We start from the raw sequence: 18,166 nt of genomic DNA, 5'->3' as shown, positions 1-18,166 counted from the left end.
CTGATGGCGGATGCCAGGTAACATAGATATCCCCCTGTAGAGGGGGATACAGATTTTATTTTTGGACAACATAGAGAGACTATTATGAGCGTTGTGCCTGTAGCCGACGTACTCCAGGGCCGCGTAGCCGTTGACAGCGAAGTCACCGTGCGCGGATGGGTGCGTACCCGCCGAGATTCAAAAGCTGGCTTTTCATTCCTCGCCGTCTATGACGGTTCCTGCTTTGATCCTGTACAGGCCGTAATTAATAATTCTCTGCCCAATTACAATCAGGAAGTGCTGCGTCTGACCACGGGTTGCTCCGTTGTCGTCACCGGTAAAATCGTGGCCTCTCAGGGCCAGGGTCAGAGCTACGAACTGCAGGCCACCTCCATTGAAGTGACCGGCTGGGTTGAAGATCCAGATACCTACCCGATGGCGGCAAAACGCCACAGCATCGAGTATCTGCGCGAAGTGGCTCACCTGCGCCCGCGTACCAACATGATTGGTGCCGTGGCCCGTGTCCGTCATACGCTTGCACAGGCGCTGCACCGCTTCTTCGACGAGCAAGGTTTCTTCTGGGTCTCCACGCCGCTTATCACCGCCTCTGATACCGAAGGCGCAGGCGAGATGTTCCGCGTCTCCACGCTGGATATGGAAAACCTGCCGCGCACGCCAGAAGGCAAAGTGGATTACGACAAAGACTTCTTTGGTAAAGAGGCCTTCCTGACCGTGTCTGGCCAGCTGAACGGCGAAACCTACGCCTGTGCGCTGTCTAAAATCTACACCTTCGGCCCGACCTTCCGTGCTGAAAACTCCAACACCAGCCGCCACCTGGCAGAATTCTGGATGCTGGAGCCCGAAGTGGCCTTCGCCGATCTCAATGATGTTGCGGGCCTGGCAGAAGCGATGCTGAAGTATGTCTTCAAGGCCGTGCTTACCGAGCGTGCAGACGACATGAAATTCTTCGCCGAGCGCGTCGACAGCGATGCGATTGCCCGTCTGGAGCGTTTCGTCTCTGCTGACTTTGCGCAGGTGGATTACACCGATGCCGTCGCGATCCTTGAGAAATGCGGTGAGAAGTTCGAGAACCCGGTTTACTGGGGCGTTGATCTGGCTTCCGAGCATGAACGTTACCTTGCCGAGAAACACTTCAAGGCGCCAGTGGTTGTTAAAAACTATCCAAAAGACATTAAGGCGTTCTATATGCGCCTTAACGAAGATGGTAAAACCGTTGCCGCGATGGACGTGCTGGCGCCGGGCATCGGTGAAATCATCGGGGGTTCTCAGCGTGAAGAGCGTCTGGATGTGCTGGATGCGCGTATGGCTGAAATGGGCCTCAACAAAGAGGACTACTGGTGGTATCGCGATTTACGTCGCTATGGCACCGTGCCGCACTCCGGTTTCGGGCTCGGCTTTGAGCGTCTGATTGCCTATGTCACCGGCGTTCAGAACGTGCGTGATGTCATTCCTTTCCCGCGTACTCCGCGCAGCGCAACGTTCTAATCCCGTAATACTCAATGGCCAGCTATGCTGGCCATTATTTTATCCTGCCGTGTCAACTTGTGTCAGTTGAAAGTCAGTATCTTTAAAGCACAACCCCGCAATATCCTCTTCAGTGTTACGCTTTATTTCCACGAAACATCTTTGAACAAAAAATAAACCCTATTCTTATTGCGCCTAATCTCTTTCTTAAGCATTAGCACATTTTTCGCACAAACTCCCGGCTATCCAGACGTCCATTTTCAGAAATAAGAAAAATTGTTCGCTAATGCTTCGGATCATAAAAAAAGTCGTTATCTAAAATTAAGATAAGCAATTCATATAGATAGAATATATGAAGCTTTAAATTTAGCCATTCAACTCTGAACTTTGAGGTGCCTCACAAAGTTCCTTAAAATTCACATTTAGTTACACATATTTTCTCATTGTAACCGATTCTTTATGTTTGTAGCACTTTCAGGCTAGCGAAACCGCTATTTGAATGGAAAGATGCCTGTCAGACACATAAAGACACCAAACTCTCATCAATAGTTCCGGAAATATTTATTGACAGAATTTATTGACGGCAGTGGCGAGTGTCATAAAAAAACCAATGAGGGTAATAAATAATGATGAAGCGCAATATCCTGGCAGTGGTTATCCCTGCCCTGCTGGCAGCCGGTGCAGCTAACGCAGCAGAAATCTATAACAAAAACGCTAACAAGCTGGACTTCTACGGTAAAGCTGTAGGTGAGCACATCTGGACCACCAACGGTGACACCAACAACGGTGATACCACCTATGCGCGTATCGGCTTCAAAGGTGAAACTCAGATTAATGACCAACTGGCCGGTTACGGTCAGTGGGAATACAACATGGACGCTTCTTCCCAGGAAGGCGCTCAGGGCACCAAGACCCGTCTGGCATTCGCAGGCCTGAAAGCTGGTGACTACGGTTCATTCGACTACGGTCGTAACTACGGCGTGTTCTACGATGCGCTGGCTTCTACCGATATGTTCGTTATCTGGGGTGGCGACTCCCTGGCGGCAACTGACAACTTCATGACCGCACGTAGCACCGGTCTGGCTACCTACCGTAACTCTGACTTCTTCGGTCTGGTTGACGGCCTGGCAGTGGGTCTGCAGTATCAGGGTAAAAACGAATCTGGCCACACCACCAGCCGTCAGAACGGCGACGGCGGCAGCTACTCTCTGGGTTATGACTTCGCTGAAGGCTTCAACGTAACTGCAGCTTACTCTAACTCTGACCGCTCTACCGCTCAGAGTGTTGACGGTAAAGGCGAACGTGCTGAAGGCTGGGCAACCTCCCTGAAATATGACGCAAACAACCTGTACGCAGCGGTAATGTACGGCGAATCTCAGAACATGACCCGTGAAAACGACGGCGAGTTCGCGAACAAGACTCAGAACGTTGAAGCTGTGGTTCAGTACCAGTTCGACTTCGGTCTGCGTCCATCCGTGGGTTACGTTCAGTCCAAAGGTAAAGATCTGACCGGTCGTAACGGTTTCTCCGGCGGCGATGCTGACCTGGTGAAATACGTAGAAGTGGGTACCTGGTACTACTTCAACAAGAACATGAACGTGTACGCTGCGTACCGCTTCAACCTGCTGGACGACAACAATTACACCGAAGCAACTGGCCTGTCTACCGACGACCAGGCGGGTGTAGGTATCGTTTACCAGTTCTAATCAGTACACCACTTTGTTATATGTCTAAAAAACAGGGCTTCGGCCCTGTTTTTTTATGCGTGAAAGCAAAAAATGGCGACTTTTGAAAAGCCGCACGCTTTTTGTAGCAAACGGTTGGCATTTTGTAGAACTATCGTTAACCTGATAGCGGATTTCACTTCCGTAACCACAATGGAACTTCGTCATGTTTGAGAACATTACCGCCGCCCCTGCCGACCCTATTCTGGGCCTGGCCGATCTGTTTCGTGCCGATGACCGCCCTGGGAAAATTAACCTGGGTATTGGTGTCTATAAAGATGAGACCGGCAAGACCCCGGTACTGACCAGCGTTAAAAAAGCTGAGCAGTATCTGCTGGAAAATGAAAATACCAAAAACTACCTCGGCATCGACGGTATTCCGGAATTTGGTCGTTGCACCCAGGAACTGCTGTTCGGCAAAGGCAGCGCGATTGTCAGCGATAAACGTGCCCGCACGGCGCAGACCCCTGGCGGTACTGGCGCCCTGCGCGTGGCAGCGGATTTCCTCGCCAAAAACACCAGCGTAAAAACCGTCTGGGTGAGCAATCCGAGCTGGCCGAACCACAAGAGTGTCTTTAACTCTGCGGGTCTGGAAGTGCGTGAATATGCTTACTACGACGCGGCAAACCACTCTCTGGACTTCGACGGCCTGCTGGCAAGCCTGAGCGAAGCGCAGGCGGGCGATGTGGTGCTGTTCCACGGCTGCTGCCATAACCCAACCGGGATTGATCCAACGCTTGAGCAGTGGGAACAGCTGGCGAAACTCTCCGTAGAAAAAGGCTGGCTGCCGCTGTTCGACTTCGCGTATCAGGGCTTTGCTCGTGGCCTGGAAGAAGACGCCGAAGGCCTGCGCGCCTTCGCAGCAGTCCATAAAGAGCTGATTGTTGCCAGCTCCTATTCCAAGAACTTCGGCCTCTACAACGAGCGCGTAGGTGCCTGTACGCTGGTGGCGTCTGATGAGCAGACCGTTGACCGTGCATTCAGCCAGATGAAATCTGTTATTCGCGCTAACTACTCTAACCCGCCGGCTCACGGTGCGTCTGTAGTGGCGACTATCCTCAGCAATGACGCCCTGCGCGCTATCTGGGAGCAGGAACTGAACGACATGCGTCAGCGTATTCAGCGCATGCGTCAGCTGTTTGTGAACACCCTGGCGGAAAAAGGGGCGGATCGCGACTTCAGCTTTATCATCAAACAGAATGGCATGTTCTCATTCAGCGGCCTGACCAAAGAGCAGGTTCTGCGTCTGCGCGAAGAGTTTGGTGTGTATGCGGTGGCATCGGGTCGTGTTAACGTGGCGGGGATGACGCCGGATAACATGGCGCCGCTGTGCGAAGCGATTGTGGCAGTATTGTAAAAACGCTAAGCCGGGCGGCAATGCGTTTGCCCGGCCTACGTGTAGGCCCGGTAAGCGTAGCGCCACCGGGCAATTAAAAAAGCCTGCTTAAAGCAGGCTTTTTTAATGGTTATTACCAGACCGGCATTTCATCCTGCAGGAACGGATTGTGCAGCCGTTCGTATCCCAGGGTAGACATCGGGCCATGACCTGAAATAAAGGTCACATCGTCGCCCAGCGGTAATAACTTCTCTTTAATCGAGCGAATCAGCTGGCCGTGATCGCCCCGGGGGAAATCACTGCGCCCTACGCCGCCTTTAAAGATCACATCGCCAGAAATCAGCAGACGCGACTGGTCATCAAAGAAAACAATATGGCCTGGAGTATGCCCTGGACAATGCAAGACCTGTAATGTCACATTGCCCACGTTGACGCTCTCGCCCTCATTCAGCCAGCGATCTGGCGTCAGGGGAAGACATTCATCAAGACCAAACATGCGGCTCTGCGCCGGTAATCCCTGCAGCCAGAACTCATCTTCTTTTTCCGGGCCAATCACCGGCACGCCATAATGCTGTGCCAGTTCAGCCGCCGCCCCCACGTGATCGAGATGGCCGTGGGTCAGCAGGATCTGCATTAAGGTCACGCCAGCGGCAGCGACTTCCTGTTTGATCTTCTCTGCATCGCCACCGGGATCGACCAGGGCTGCCAGTTTGGTTTGTTCACACCAGATAAGCGAACAGTTCTGGGAGAAGGCGGTGACCGGAATAATACGATAGTTCATACTGCTCCTGATTTGTTATTACCAGTGCCGCAATGGCCCGGTATCAATATGCACAAAGTTGCTACGTGGGTAATATCCTACACCACCTGCGCGCATAGATAACGCAGCTTTGCGAACATTGGCTAACGAAACGCCTTCAATATGAAAATCCATCGCCTGCCCTTTGGTGTGATAGCTCTTTTTAGCTACACCGCGGCTGTGGGCGCGCAATTCATTATTGGTATCAAGAGAGCGGTAGCCGGAAATGAGCTGAACCGGTTTGCGGGTGCCAAGCAAACCCTGCAGGCGGTAAAGCTGGTCAAATAATCCCGGATCGATGGCCTTTACTTTATTGGCGCGGAAATCACGGAAAAAGTGATTCAGCTTGGCTAATTCATCCTGAATATAGCCCCGACCATCAAAAAACTCAGCTTTGATCGACTCACCTGTGTGCAGGTTATTAAGCGTCAAAATACGTGGTCGAGGGGTAGAGAGCGTGGCAAATGATGGCGTAGGTAAGATGGCCGCGCCCAGCGCAATGCCACCTAACGCCAACAACTTACGGCGATTAGCGTCGAATTTGTCCATGGTAATCAGGTCTACAGGTCAATGTTATCGTATAGATGCTTTACAGCGCACGAAGGGCACATTACCGGGCAAACCTGTCATCGTCAAGGCACCACAACCCAGGAAAGACGGGGCTTGCAACCGCAAGACCCCGTTTATTTTTCCATTTAGACTACCGGAATTTTCCGAACTTCTTCATTTATCTGATCAATTGCTCTGCCTTGGGCAGAATTTGTGTGTTGGACCGGGCGGTCTCATCATAATTGTAAATATCTGTACGATACTGCGTCCGGCCATCCTTGCCGACGAAGGCGGTGAGATAGTACAGATTAACCGGAATATTCTGGCGGATATTCACATATCGCGTGTCGCCCTGCTTCAGCGCATCCGAGATACGTGTGTCGTTCCAGCCAGCATCCTGTAACAACATATTTGCCAGTTCTGACGCCTTATTAACACGCACGCACCCAGAACTGAGCGCACGGGCATCTTTCTGGAACAGGTTGTGGTTCGGCGTATCATGCAGATAGATGGCATCCGAGCTTGGCATATTGAATTTATACCGACCCAGCGAGTTGTGCGCACCAGGTGCCTGCTGGAAACGGAAAGGTAAATTCGCCGGCGTGATGGTCGCCCAGTCGACTTGCCACGGATCTATCGCCTCTTTACTGTTCCAGCCGCGCAGGACGGTATAGTTATGGCGTTCAAGATAGCCCGGGTCATTCCACACCTTCGGCAGAATATCTTTGCGCGCCAGCGTCGGCGGCACGTTCCACGGCGGGTTAACCACCACGTTGTTCAGCGCGCTGCTCATCATCGGCGTTTTACGATCCGGGCGGCCCACAATCACGCGGGAGGCCAGCACTTCACTGCCGTTCTGGTAATAGACCAACGAAAAGGCCGGGATATTCACCATGATGCCCGTCGAGAGCGTTCCCGGCAGCAAACGCAGGCGCTGGATATTCAACGCCAGCACCCCGGCACGCTGTGCGGGAGTCATGTTTAGCGCCTCACGCGTCGCCTGACCGATAACGCCATCCGCGCCCAACCCCTGGCTGGCCTGGAACGCTTTTACCGCTTCAACCAGGCTACGGTCATAGGAGGCCGGCTTGCTGGAAACAGGTTTGGTTTTCTTTTCGACGGAGGGCGCCGACGGGCTGACCACCACGCTTTGCGGATCGTCACCCGGCAGGGCAATTTTGGGCCCGCCGTCAATCGCGCCTGAGCGCTTCAGGATTTCACGCAGGGCCGGAACATCGCTGCTCCACTGCCCGGGGCTCAGTTTCGCGGTTCCCTGTAGTTGCGGCCAGGGTTGCGTATCGGCCACCAGCTGGAGCAGCGACTGGTGCATGACGGAATACTGCGGATGCGTCGGGGCAAGTCCGTTAATAAAATTCGGCACCGTGCCCTTATCCAGCGCCAGCTGCCACTGGTTAATGACCGACAGCGGCGGTGTCGCCAGCTTGTAAGGCTTATTGCTGTAGAGCCAGCGGTTGCCGTTGACCGGGATCCCCGCCACAAATTGCAGGTAACCCATCATCGCATCGGACAGAACGACGTCCCGCGCCATTCCAGTGACGGCAGGCTGGGTCAGCAATTCCACCCAGGCAGTAAACTGCGGCTGAAAACCGGCAATAGCGACTTCGGCAAGCTGCTGCTGAAACGCGCGCACAGCTTCGCGATCGTCCCACATGGGCTTCATGTCACGTGCGGCATATAGCAGCGTAAGCTGATTGAGATAGACCGGAGAGTATCCTGCCGGCAGGGCCGACAACAGCTGCTCACGGCGTTGTTCTGCACTGACATCGGCAGGTAGCGGCAGGATACCGGCCATAATGGCGGTGGCGGGCGATTGTTCCAGCGGTTGCGACAGCGACGTAGGCTGCGCGCCCATCGTCGCGGAGCTATCAACCGGAACCAGTTCGGGCTCATCGGCCCGGGCGTTAAACAGTGGAGCCACTAATACCGTCATGCACAAACTGAGCGCCGACAGCTGACGACCGTACATTTTATTCAGCAACATCCCTTGCCCCCTGTTTGCTTTACGTCGCGCCCTCATCACCGGGGCTTCATTTCATTATAGGAAGACAGACCGGCACCAGCCTTGCCTTATGTAAAGAAGTTTAAAGTTAACGCAGCCGCCAGTACAAGCTCAAGGAATAAAAAAAAGGCGGCCCGGAGGCCGCCATCGTTAATTTTCAGATTCCTCAGGAGGCGTCAGCCGTTCCCGGAAGCGATTCCGGCGGCTGCGGGGCAAAGCCACGCAGACCCACAACATGAACGTGCTCGCTGTTCTGGTAGACCTTACGCACCAGCTTATAGGTGGTGCCTTTCTCCGGACTGATGTTCTCTGGCGCTGCGATAATCAGCTGCATATCCAGACGGTCGCACAGCTCAAACAGCGTGGCGATCGAACGGGCATCCAGACGCGCCGCCTCATCAAGGAACAGCAGACGACATGGGGAGATATCCTTGCCGCGCAGACGGCGGGATTCATCTTCCCAGCTCTGCACCACCATCACCAGAATCGACATCCCGGTACCGATCGCTTCCCCGGTCGACAGGGCGCCAGATTCCGCGCGCAGCCAGCCGTCAGAGCCACGGTTAACTTCCACTTCCATCTCGAGATAGTTGCGGTAGTCCAGCAGCTCCTCACCGATGGTCTGCGGCGTACGCTGGCCCATGTCGATCTGCGGGTTAAGACGCTGATACAGCTTCGCCAGCGCTTCGGAGAAGGTCAGTCGGTTGCTGTTGAACAGATCCTGATGCTGCTCGTGCTGCTCGGCCAGTACGTCAAGCAGCGTGGCGTGGGCTTCGCGCACGTTGACGTTCAGTCGCACACTGTTAACCTGGCCGAAGGAGACGCTCTGCAGGCCCTGGTTCAGCTGACGAATACGGTTCTGCTCGCGCTGGATCGTCTTACGGATGATATTGGCCACGCTGCGGGAGCTGATCGCCAGCTTCTGCTCACGTGAGGTCAGCTCTTCCGTCAGACGCCCCAGTTCAATCTCCATCTGTTCAATGGCTTCAACCGGGTCATCGGTGCGAATGATATCCTGGCGAATACGCTCGCGCAGATGCTGATAGACCGCCACGAAGAACTGAATTTTGCGCTCAGGGCGCTTCGGATCTTCCGACATGCGCAGCACATCGCGCAGGTGTTCGTTATCCGCCACAGCCAGACGCAGCGCACCCAGCGCCTTATCCGACATAGAACGCAGCTCATCGCCGGAGAGATAGGCCAGCTCGCGGCGGTGTAGACGACGTTCAACGCCGTAGTCTTTCACCATCCGCATCACGGCGCACCAGCCCGCTTTGGCGGTCACCACCTGCTCGCGCTTCTCGTGGTAGTCACGTTCCAGCTTGCGCAGACGGCGGGTCAGGTTGTCCATCTCCGCTTCACAGAAGGTGAGCGCTTTTTCCAGCTGGTTGCGGCGGGCGCGGTTATTGCTGAGCTGGGCATGGAGTTCGTCGCGACGAATGCGCGCCCGCTCCTCTGCCCCGCTGTCGGCCCGCACGCCGATATCCTGCAGCTCTTTATGCAGGTCGGTCAGCAGCTCTTTCTTGGTATCAAACGAACTTTTCAGCGACGCCAGCACCTGATTGTACTGGCTCAGCTGCGCGGCATGGCTACGCATCGCCTCACGGGCGCGGGTACGTTCCGTTTCCGCCTGCTCCAGACGCTGGCGCAGTTTTTCGTTCAGATCGCTGTTGCCGTTCAGCATCTCCGCCGAGTCGGAGTAGCTGAAGTGCGCCCGGCGCTGGGAAACTTCGGTCAGGGCAAACGCCTGCTGACGCGCTTCGCGCTGGACCTGCTGGGACCAGGCATAATCTTCTTTCAGCTGTTCGAACTGTTCCGGGTCGCTCTGCAGCACAGAGACCATCGGCTCCAGTTTCGCCAGCTGATTGCCGTACTGCTGGACAAAGCGCGCGGCTTCCTGTGCTTCGTCGAGACGCTCCTGAATCTCATCCACCCGATCGGCGAGGGTGTCGTCCGCCAGAAGGTTCAGGCGCGGCAGAATGCGGTTAAGGGCAGCGACGCCCTCTTTAGCCTGCTCGAACTGGAGGCGGCTCTGCTGGTTATCATTTTCGTGGGCTGAAATCGCGCGTTCAAGCTCGGTACGACGGGTGGTGAACTTACGGATCTCGGCTTCCGGATCGGCCTCAAAGGCCACGGCCAGATGGCTGCCGATAAAGCGGCTGAACGCCTGGTGCAGACGCTGGGTTTTTTGCACGTCGAACGAGAGCGTCGCAAAACGTTCTGACAGCGCTTCACGCTCGGTGTGCAGGCTCTCAATACGGCTTTCACGGGCCGCGCGGCCAAACAGCGGCAGCGCCGGGAAGCGTGAATAGCGCCACTGGCGATCGGCGATCTTCACCACCACCGCTTTTTCCAGCTCGTCGACGCCGAAGACGCTGTCATCGAACGACTGCGGATCCCCTTCGATCAGGTAGAGATCTTCCGGGCAATCTTCCAGCCCTTCGAGCTGGTCCGCGATCAGCGACAGATCCGGCACCACGATAGCGTGGCGGGACGGGCCATACAGCGCCGAGTAGTACGGCGCATCTTCCAGGCTGACGTCGTCATAGATTTCGGACAGCAGCACGCCGCCAAAACGCTCTGCCAGGGTATTCAGACGCGCATCTTCTGCACCGCCCGGCTGGCTTAAACGTTCGATCTCTTCGTCGACGGCGCGCTTACGCGCCCCCACTTCATCACGCTCTACAATCGCTTCACGCTCGCGCTCCAGCAGCTGCTGGAGGTACTCTGTCACCTCCTGGCTGGATTCGAACGTCTCGCCGCACTGCTCGCTGAGCTGGCTAAGGCTGCTCTGGGCGGCCAGCCAGATCGGGGCGCGCTGCATCAGCGTCTGAATACGCGACTGCAGCTGCTCCAGTTCCTGACGCAGGGACATGCGCTGTTCGCTAGCGCTGGAGACGCTGTCGGACAGCGACGCGATACGGGCTTCCAGCTCCTGATGCAGGGATTCCAGATCGTCAATATCGACCCGTTTGCCCTGACGCTTGCAGAACTCGGCCAGCAGGCGTTCCGCCTCTTGCTGTTCGCGCAGGCGCTGTTCCAGCTCGTTCAGACGCATGCGCAGCGGTTGAACCTGTTCCGCCATATGACGCTGATTGACGCCATCACGCAGCAGCTCGCGGGCCACTTCCCACGCCTCGGCGCGCGCCAGCGGGCCGTTAATGGCGGCCACCAACTGGTATGCCTGTTCAAACTGGCTGTGCGCTGTTTGCGCCACGCTCATTTTCTGCTCAAGGTTCAGCAGTTTTTCTGTGGCTTCCTGCTCTTTGGCCTGGAAAGTCTCCAGCCACTGATCCGCACTCTCTGGCGTCAGGTCCGGCAGGTGGCAAAGCGCTTTTGCACGTTCCAGCGCCTGCAACGCCTGATTGTACTGAATGGCGCGGGTTTGCTGGACGTCGAGCGCCTGCTGATAGTCGGCAAGCTGGCTTTTCAGCTCATCCACTTCCAGCTCGGCAGCTTCGGCGCGGGCTTCGTTCTCTTCCTGCTTGTCGGCAGCTTCCGCCACCACTTCGTTCTGCTCTTCCAGACGAATTTGCAGTTCATCGAGATCCGCTTCGTAGCGCTCAATTTTTTCCTGCTGACGCAGCGCGGTCTGCACCAGGTTCAGATGATCGCTGGCGGCCTGGTAATCGGCCTCCAGATCCCCTTCCGCCCCGTTATGCTCGGACAGTTCACGCGCCATCTCAACGTGCTTGTACTGCTCGGACGCCAGCTGCTGGCGCGAAGTAAAGAGCTCGCGGCGATACTCGAGAGCCTGATCGAGATGAATGCGGCGCTCGTTGGCGTGGCGCATGTAGTCCGCCGCCACATAGTTGGTGGCTTCGCTGATCAGGTGCTTGAACAGGTCGCGGTCAGACTGCGTGACGCGAATGGCTTCCAGCGTCATACGGTTTTCACGCAGCGCCGCTTCCATGTCCTGGAACGCCTTACGCACACCGCTGTTTTCCGGTAACAGGTAATCACGCAGAGAGCGGGTAATGGCGCTGGAGATCCCGCCGTAGAGCGAGGCTTCGATCAGACGATAATATTTACTGCGGTCCGAGGCGGAGCGCAGACGACGGGCGACGATGCCCAGATCGAACATCAGCGAGTGGTATTCGGTGATGGAGTTGAACTGCTTAAACTGCACGCCTTCGATGGCTTCCAGCTTGTCTTTCAGCTCCTGCAGCGTCAGCACGCGCGCCTGACGTTCGTTGAGGGTTTCCGTCAATAGCGCGGTGGGCTGAACGGAGGTTGGCAGCCCCTGAATGGCGAACGGTTTGATATCCACTTTACGGTCGCGACCGGCGACCTGCTGTAAGCGGACGCCAACCACCACGCGCTGATGGCGGGAGTTGATCACGTCCAGCACAGAGTAACAGACACCCGCCTTCAGCTTACCGTGCAGACCCTTATCACGGGAACCGCTGGTCGCGCCGGCTTCGGTGGTGTTACGGAAGTGCAGCAGGGTTAAGTCCGGGATCAGCGCCGTGACGAAGGCCGCCATGGTGGTGGATTTCCCCGCCCCGTTACCGCCCGAGAGCGTGGTCACCAGCTCATCGAGATCAAAGGTGCGGGCAAAGAAACCGTTCCAGTTAACCAGCGTTAGTGAGCGAAATTTACCGCGTTCAATCATTACTCTTCCTCCCCGCTATCCGGCTGATTGTCTTCATGCTCGTCATTGAGCTGCAGATGGTTTTCCACCGGCATCGCTTCGCCATCACGGATCATGCGCAGCTGCGCTTCGCGGGCGTCATCACCCACGCGCACGTCGGCACCGAAGCGGAACACAGATTCGGTGATGCGGAATTTGCTGCTGTCATGGCCCATAAACCACACCATCCCCAGACGGCGCAGACGGTTCAGGGAGGAGCGCACTTTTTCCTGTAGCTTCTGACGGTCAACGTCCGAGCCGGTGGAGCGGTTGTTTACCAGCTTCAGCAGCTTGCCTTCGTCCGCCAGGGTCATCAGCTCGTCATAGAGCTCCTGCTGGGTGAAGATGCCTTCGTTCGCCAGACGCTCCGGGCTGAGGTAGAGATAGCAGAGAATTTTGCCGACCATCATGTCCAGTTCGGAGAGCACCGAGCGCGGGATAAGCGTGGTGGAGCGCGGACGCAGATAGAAGAACCCCTCCGGCGCGCGGATCAGCTCCACGTTAAAGCGGGCGTAAAACTCTTCCAGGTACTCCTGAAAATCCATTAAAAAAGCGTGATTATCCAGCTCGTCGAGACCAATGTGACGACCGGCACGCAGCTGGCTGTCCAGCGCCGGAAAGATCGGATTTGCCAGCGCCTGGGCCAGCTTAACTGGCATCACGTGTTCAATATTTGTCAATGACATGCGCCTGTACCTTGGCTCCGTAATCGTTGATCGGCTGCCACTTCGGCGGCAGGCCGGTGAAATCTGCTTGCGCGACGCCCAGGCGTACCGCCTGATCGACCACGATGCGGGCGATATCGAAATGGCGGGCACGCGGGTATTGTGCGAGGTAGTCGCGCACCACCAGACCGAGATCGAGTGGTTTGTTTTTGGTTTTGAAGATCGCCAGTTGCTCCTCGATCATCGCCGCAAGCTGTTCCCGTATTTCGTTAAACTCTTCATATTCCAGATCGGCTGGCAGCTCGCCGGTCACCTCTTCGTCGCGCAGGCTCATCTCTTCGTCACGCATATCGAGCAGGCGATCAGCGCTGGCGTAGGTCAGCGCCCACGGCGCATCGAAATAGGTCTGTACCGACTGGCGCAGGCGCTGGGCAAACACGCGGTTTTTATCCATGTCGATAGCGGTACGGATAAATTTATGCACGTGGCGGTCATAGCCGATCCACAGGTCGATCGCCTGCTGGCCCCAGCTGATAATGCGATCGAGTTTGCTTTGCAGGTCAAAGACCAGGCGATCGACAAAATGCAGGTTGTCCTGGGCCAGGGTGGCATCCTGAATGCGCAGAAGGTTAGCCTGCAGCTTGTCCCCCGCAGCCTCCAGCGTATCCTGCAGTTCACGCAGGGTGCCGGAAGTTTCTGACAGCAGCATTTCACAGCTGGAAATTGCCGCCCGCCAGTCTTTGTTCAGAAGCTGGGCGATGTCCTCTTTCACCAGCTGCTGCTGCTCATCCATGATGCGCTGCGTCAAATCGATGCTGTCGAAAATCTCGGCTACTGAATATTTCAGCGGCGCGTAGACGTTACGGTGCCAGTGGAACTCGTCACCGCCCTCATCTGCGGCATCGGCTGCACGCTTCAGTTCACCCGCCACAATGGAGAGCTGCATCGAGAGGCGCAGGGTCGAGAATTCGCGCTGGCGAATGTAGTAGTCGGTAATGCCGATGCCCAGTGGCGTCAGACGATAGATGGCATTCCCTTCTGCCAGCTCGCTGGTAAAGCGGTTCAGCAGACGTTGACGCACCATATCGTTAATCGCGTTATTGGCACGCACATTAATGGTTTCGCTGGTTTGCTCAAACGCATCACTGACATGGCGGAACGCATCCACCAGTTCGCCCTCGCTCATTTCTCCATCCAGCCGTTCGCTGTTCAGCGTGGCGACCGCCAGCAGAAAAGAGAGTCTGTCTACCGGCAGCGAGAGGGAGAAATCGTTTTTTCGGGCCCAGGCAACCAGCTCGGGGACTGTCTGGGAAAATTCACTCATAAGTTATCCTTGCTCTGCGGCTTGCGCGCGGTGACGTGAATGTAGCGGCCAAGGCTAATATAAGGCTCCTGGCGGCAGTACCGCGTCTCTAATTCTGTCAGGGCGTCAAAGCACTCATGCTGCTTCTGTTTATCACGCAGATAATCATGAAACACCCTGATGCCGGTTTTCCCGGTAATCTGCCAGCCGGAGGTTTCCAGCCAGCCATAAACCTGCTGCGGGTCGCGCGGAAAGTCCGGTGACAGCGTACGGCGTTTCTTCTTGTACATGCCCTGCTGTACATAACCGAAATTACCCACCAGCACGTTACGCATTAACAGGCCGTTAGCGTTGTAAAACATCAGCGACAGCGCGCCGCCGGGGCGCAGTATCGACCAGAGCGTCTTCAGCAGCGCCTGGGGTTCGGCTACCCATTCCAGCACCGCATGAGACAATATCAGATCAACCGGGCTTTCCAAATGTTGAGCGATCTCCTGAGCGGCACAATGTATAAATTGCATGTTATCGCTCACACCTTTCTCCACCGCGGCACTTTCAGCGCGGGCGATCATTTCAGCGGAGAGATCGCAAAGGATAACGTGGTGCCCACGCTCAGCCATTTTTATCGCCGTCTGGCCTTCACCGCCGCCAGCATCGAGGACACGCAGTTTCTTGTCGCCAAATCCGGCCAACAGGATGTCCAGATCCTGCCAGAGGATCGTCTGCCGTAGACGGCCTTTGGTCGTGCCGTAAATATTGCGGGCAAACTTTTCCGCGATGTCATCAAAATTGCGATCCCGCATTGGGAGAGCTCCACCCACTCACAACAAAACCGCTATTTTGTCACAGCCGGGCGGAGAATGAACCTCTCTGGTGTAATATCGCTGACAATCATCAGCTATATGGTCAAAAAAGGAGCCAGAAAGGATGCTTTTTACCCTAAAAAAATATATTGGCGGCATGATGCTTCCCCTCCCTCTTCTTCTGCTGTGTATCGCGCTGGGCCTGGGGTTGCTGTGGTTCAGCCGCCATCAGAAAAGCGGCAAAATTTTGGTTACGGCAGGCTGGCTGGCGCTGACGCTGCTGAGCCTGCAGCCGGTCGCGGATGGGCTGTTACGTCCGGTCGAAGACAAATACCCCACCTGGCAGGAAAATGAGAAGGTTAAGTACATCGTGGTGCTCGGCGGGGGCTACACCTGGGATCCACAATGGGCTCCCAGCTCCAATCTGATCAACAACAGCCTGCCGCGCCTCAATGAAGGCATGCGGCTGTGGCTGGCAAATCCCGGGTCGAAGATGATCTTCACCGGGGCGGCAGCACAAAGTAATCCGGTGAGTACCGCCGAAGCGGGCGCGCGCGTGGCGCAGTCTTTGGGCGTGCCGCGCGAGGCGATCATCACTCTCGACAGTCCAAAAGATACCGAAGAGGAAGCCGCCGCGGTGAAGCAGGCGATAGGCGATGCGCCCTTCCTGCTGGTCACCTCAGCCTCCCATCTGCCGCGGGCGATGATCTTCTTTGAACGCCAGGGTCTGCATCCCCTGCCCGCGCCCGCGAACCAGCTGGCGATTAGCGCCCCGCTTAACCCCTGGGAACGGATCATTCCGTCCCCGGTATGGCTGATGCACAGCGATCGCGTGGGCTATGAGACGCTTGGGCGCGTCTGGCAGTGGCTGAAGGGCCTGTCAGGCGAGCCAGGGGAGCAGTGATTTCGAGGCCAGATCGAAGTTGGCGCGGCTAAAATGACCGGTATTCACCAGCTGCGCCACTTCGTCCCACAGCGTATAGAGCCAGCGCCGCCAGAGGAACGACTCTGAGACCGGCGCGCGCCGCAGGTAGTGCCAGAGTAAATCCTCCGCCTGCCCGCTCTCGCTCAGGCGAAACAGTTCATACTCCCGGGGGGCCCACAGCATCACGCCGGGCCCGACCATCGCCAGCAGCTGATCGCTGCGGGGATCCTTGAGCATACTGCGCAGCGTAAAATTACCGTGGATTAGCACGCTGTTGTCATTGAATCCTTCAAACAGGGTGGGCAGGCACTCGCGGGTACGAAACAGGATCCGTTTATCCTGCATGGTCAGGCCAGTGTTGTGATACTGGTTTAGCGTCCCCCACAGCACCTCGACCCGCTGACGATACCAGAGTGGCCAGAGATTTTCCTGGGTGCTGTCCACCGAGCCGACCAGCCCTCCGCTGTCCAGCCGGTGCCAGGCCAGCAGCGCTTCAACTATCTGATCTTTTAGCTGCTCCCAGCGTTCAGGCGTACGCGCCGGGGCTTCCACCGGGACACCACGCAGACGCTCAATCAGCAGGACATCCGGGCCCGGATGTTCTTCGTGGGTCATCACGCCATAAACGGTCGGCATTCTTACCGTGCCGCTGCGGGCCAGCATGGAGATTTTCCACGCCAGCTGTCGGGCCACATCCGGTGAAGAGAAGCTTCGCGCCAATAACGGCATGGGGTTTCCCTGGCTGTCGTACAGCGACCATAGCGTGGTATCCGCCTTTTCATGCACGCATTCCACACGGCTCAGTTTTTCACCCAGCAGATGGCTGAGTTCGGCTCGCAGCTGTTCCATTCGAGATTACCCCCATTAAGACTACTGCTTTTATAATGAGCGTCTGGCAGGCGGATGTCACTCTTATGAGAAGATTCTGTAGCAGAAATTCAGAAAATTGAGACAAAAAAATCCCCTCAAAAGAGGGGATGGCGGGGATTAGCGAAGTTCAGCGCGAACGCGGGCCAGATCTTCTGGCGTATCAACGCCTGTGCCCGGGACCTCGTGCGCGACGGCGACGTGGATCTTTTCGCCGTACCACAGCACACGCAGCTGCTCGAGCATTTCGATGTTCTCCAGCGGGCTCGGCTGCCAGTTGACGTAACGGCGGATAAAGCCTGCACGATAGCCATAAATGCCCAGATGACGCAGGATGCTGTCACCAATGTTATCCCGGGATTCGGCAAAGCGATCGCGATCCCAGGGGATAGTGGCGCGGGAGAAATAGAGCGCATAGCCTTCAGCGTCCAGTACCACCTTCACCGCATTCGGGTTGAATGCCTCTTCTGCGCTATGAACCGGCACGGCCAGCGTCGCCATACCCACCTGACGCTGGGCCAGGTTTTCCGCCACCTGACGAATAATGACCGCCGGGATCATCGGCTCATCGCCCTGCACGTTAACAATCACCGTGTCGTCGCTGAAACCGCATTTTTCCACCACTTCGGCCAGACGCTCAGTGCCGGACTGGTGATCGGCGCGGGTCATGCAGACTTCGCCGCCCGCCGCTTCAACTGCACGCGCCACCTCTTCATGATCGGTGGCGACAATGATCCGCTCCGCGCCGGACTCACGGGCACGTTCAAGCACATGCACGATCATCGGCTTGCCGTTGATATCCACCAGCGGTTTGCCCGGCAGACGCGTGGAGGCAAAGCGCGCCGGAATAATGACAACAAAACTCATGGTTTGCTCTCTTCAGGCGCCAGGGCGCGGGCTTCGGTTTCCAGCAGGACGGGAATGCCGTCGCGCAGAGGGAAGGCAAGGCTATCCACTTTGCAAATCAGCTCCTGCTTATCCTGGCTGTAGTAGAGTTTGCCGTTGCACACCGGGCAGGCAATAATTTCCAGTAAACGGTGATCCATAGTTCCTCCGTATCAATAATCGGTAAAGTTTA

At 56.4% G+C, this 18,166-nt stretch carries 14 protein-coding genes; 4 read left to right on the top strand and 10 right to left on the bottom strand.

The window, feature by feature from the left end:
- Nucleotides 1–84 precede the first annotated feature (84 nt).
- The 3 genes from asnS to GNG26_RS07455 all read left to right on the top strand — a co-directional run bounded on the left by asnS (nucleotide 85) and on the right by GNG26_RS07455 (nucleotide 4,545).
- Entirely contained in the window at nucleotides 85–1,485 is a 1,401-nt protein-coding gene (gene asnS, locus GNG26_RS07465) for an asparagine--tRNA ligase (RefSeq protein ID WP_103178939.1), read from the top strand.
- Between the two features lie 605 nt (nucleotides 1,486–2,090).
- Nucleotides 2,091–3,170, top strand: a complete 1,080-nt coding sequence (locus GNG26_RS07460; protein WP_156238313.1) for a porin — start codon at nucleotides 2,091–2,093, stop codon at nucleotides 3,168–3,170.
- A gap of 184 nt (nucleotides 3,171–3,354) precedes the next feature.
- A complete protein-coding gene (locus GNG26_RS07455) occupies nucleotides 3,355–4,545 on the top strand; it encodes an amino acid aminotransferase (RefSeq protein WP_103178937.1) in 1,191 nt (396 codons plus the stop codon).
- A 112-nt stretch (nucleotides 4,546–4,657) separates the two neighbouring features.
- Here the strand turns inward: GNG26_RS07455 and GNG26_RS07450 are convergent, their stop codons facing one another.
- The 7 genes from GNG26_RS07450 to cmoM all read right to left on the bottom strand — a co-directional run bounded on the left by GNG26_RS07450 (nucleotide 4,658) and on the right by cmoM (nucleotide 15,296).
- Nucleotides 4,658–5,305: an MBL fold metallo-hydrolase gene (locus GNG26_RS07450; RefSeq protein WP_039029469.1), complete on the bottom strand. Its 648-nt coding sequence runs from the start codon at nucleotides 5,303–5,305 to the stop codon at nucleotides 4,658–4,660.
- Between the two features lie 18 nt (nucleotides 5,306–5,323).
- Nucleotides 5,324–5,872 (bottom strand): YcbK family protein, encoded by a 549-nt coding sequence (locus GNG26_RS07445; RefSeq protein ID WP_103823365.1) that lies wholly within the window; start codon nucleotides 5,870–5,872, stop codon nucleotides 5,324–5,326.
- A 178-nt stretch (nucleotides 5,873–6,050) separates the two neighbouring features.
- The gene (gene ldtD / locus GNG26_RS07440; protein WP_156238312.1) at nucleotides 6,051–7,874 is read right to left on the bottom strand and encodes a L,D-transpeptidase; all 1,824 of its coding nucleotides are present in this window, start codon (nucleotides 7,872–7,874) and stop codon (nucleotides 6,051–6,053) included.
- Nucleotides 7,875–8,058: 184 nt separating this feature from the next.
- Nucleotides 8,059–12,507, bottom strand: a complete 4,449-nt coding sequence (gene mukB / locus GNG26_RS07435) for a chromosome partition protein MukB (protein ID WP_156238311.1) — start codon at nucleotides 12,505–12,507, stop codon at nucleotides 8,059–8,061.
- Nucleotides 12,507–13,211 (bottom strand): chromosome partition protein MukE, encoded by a 705-nt coding sequence (gene mukE, locus GNG26_RS07430; protein WP_156238310.1) that lies wholly within the window; start codon nucleotides 13,209–13,211, stop codon nucleotides 12,507–12,509. Before mukE ends, mukB begins: the two co-directional genes overlap by 1 nt.
- Nucleotides 13,192–14,514: a chromosome partition protein MukF gene (gene mukF / locus GNG26_RS07425; protein ID WP_103823368.1), complete on the bottom strand. Its 1,323-nt coding sequence runs from the start codon at nucleotides 14,512–14,514 to the stop codon at nucleotides 13,192–13,194. Before mukF ends, mukE begins: the two co-directional genes overlap by 20 nt.
- Nucleotides 14,511–15,296: a tRNA uridine 5-oxyacetic acid(34) methyltransferase CmoM gene (gene cmoM, locus GNG26_RS07420; protein WP_156238309.1), complete on the bottom strand. Its 786-nt coding sequence runs from the start codon at nucleotides 15,294–15,296 to the stop codon at nucleotides 14,511–14,513. The genes mukF and cmoM overlap by 4 nt, the downstream gene beginning before the upstream one ends.
- A gap of 124 nt (nucleotides 15,297–15,420) precedes the next feature.
- Between cmoM and elyC the strand changes: the two genes are divergently transcribed.
- On the top strand, nucleotides 15,421–16,200 hold the full coding sequence (gene elyC, locus GNG26_RS07415) for an envelope biogenesis factor ElyC (RefSeq protein ID WP_156238308.1): 780 nt from the start codon (nucleotides 15,421–15,423) through the stop codon (nucleotides 16,198–16,200).
- Here the strand turns inward: elyC and GNG26_RS07410 are convergent.
- From GNG26_RS07410 to ycaR, 3 genes are all read right to left on the bottom strand, one after another.
- Nucleotides 16,177–17,070: a YcbJ family phosphotransferase gene (locus tag GNG26_RS07410; RefSeq protein ID WP_156238307.1), complete on the bottom strand. Its 894-nt coding sequence runs from the start codon at nucleotides 17,068–17,070 to the stop codon at nucleotides 16,177–16,179. The two genes, elyC and GNG26_RS07410, sit on opposite strands and share 24 nt — an antisense overlap.
- Nucleotides 17,071–17,208: 138 nt before the next feature.
- The gene (gene kdsB, locus GNG26_RS07405; protein WP_103823372.1) at nucleotides 17,209–17,955 is read right to left on the bottom strand and encodes a 3-deoxy-manno-octulosonate cytidylyltransferase; all 747 of its coding nucleotides are present in this window, start codon (nucleotides 17,953–17,955) and stop codon (nucleotides 17,209–17,211) included.
- On the bottom strand, nucleotides 17,952–18,134 hold the full coding sequence (gene ycaR / locus GNG26_RS07400) for a protein YcaR (protein ID WP_103178926.1): 183 nt from the start codon (nucleotides 18,132–18,134) through the stop codon (nucleotides 17,952–17,954). The genes kdsB and ycaR overlap by 4 nt, the downstream gene beginning before the upstream one ends.
- Nucleotides 18,135–18,166: the final 32 nt, after the last annotated feature.

Origin of the sequence: Leclercia sp. J807 (genome assembly GCF_009734465.1) — a bacterium.
Lineage (GTDB): Bacteria > Pseudomonadota > Gammaproteobacteria > Enterobacterales > Enterobacteriaceae > Enterobacter.
Note: the sequence above shows the minus strand (reverse complement) of the source record. Positions and strands in the feature narration are given on the sequence as shown.

Bases quoted from the DNA above. Each gene is read 5' to 3' on its own strand.
- elyC (WP_156238308.1), top strand. From the start codon at position 15,421: ATGCTTTTTACCCTAAAAAAATATATTGGCGGCATGATGCTTCCCCTC.
- GNG26_RS07445 (WP_103823365.1), bottom strand. From the start codon at position 5,872: ATGGACAAATTCGACGCTAATCGCCGTAAGTTGTTGGCGTTAGGTGGC.
- mukE (WP_156238310.1), bottom strand. From the start codon at position 13,211: ATGTCATTGACAAATATTGAACACGTGATGCCAGTTAAGCTGGCCCAG.
- GNG26_RS07460 (WP_156238313.1), top strand. From the start codon at position 2,091: ATGATGAAGCGCAATATCCTGGCAGTGGTTATCCCTGCCCTGCTGGCA.
- mukB (WP_156238311.1), bottom strand. From the start codon at position 12,507: ATGATTGAACGCGGTAAATTTCGCTCACTAACGCTGGTTAACTGGAAC.
- asnS (WP_103178939.1), top strand. From the start codon at position 85: ATGAGCGTTGTGCCTGTAGCCGACGTACTCCAGGGCCGCGTAGCCGTT.
- GNG26_RS07450 (WP_039029469.1), bottom strand. From the start codon at position 5,305: ATGAACTATCGTATTATTCCGGTCACCGCCTTCTCCCAGAACTGTTCG.
- ycaR (WP_103178926.1), bottom strand. From the start codon at position 18,134: ATGGATCACCGTTTACTGGAAATTATTGCCTGCCCGGTGTGCAACGGC.
- GNG26_RS07410 (WP_156238307.1), bottom strand. From the start codon at position 17,070: ATGGAACAGCTGCGAGCCGAACTCAGCCATCTGCTGGGTGAAAAACTG.
- ldtD (WP_156238312.1), bottom strand. From the start codon at position 7,874: ATGTTGCTGAATAAAATGTACGGTCGTCAGCTGTCGGCGCTCAGTTTG.
- cmoM (WP_156238309.1), bottom strand. From the start codon at position 15,296: ATGCGGGATCGCAATTTTGATGACATCGCGGAAAAGTTTGCCCGCAAT.
- mukF (WP_103823368.1), bottom strand. From the start codon at position 14,514: ATGAGTGAATTTTCCCAGACAGTCCCCGAGCTGGTTGCCTGGGCCCGA.
- kdsB (WP_103823372.1), bottom strand. From the start codon at position 17,955: ATGAGTTTTGTTGTCATTATTCCGGCGCGCTTTGCCTCCACGCGTCTG.
- GNG26_RS07455 (WP_103178937.1), top strand. From the start codon at position 3,355: ATGTTTGAGAACATTACCGCCGCCCCTGCCGACCCTATTCTGGGCCTG.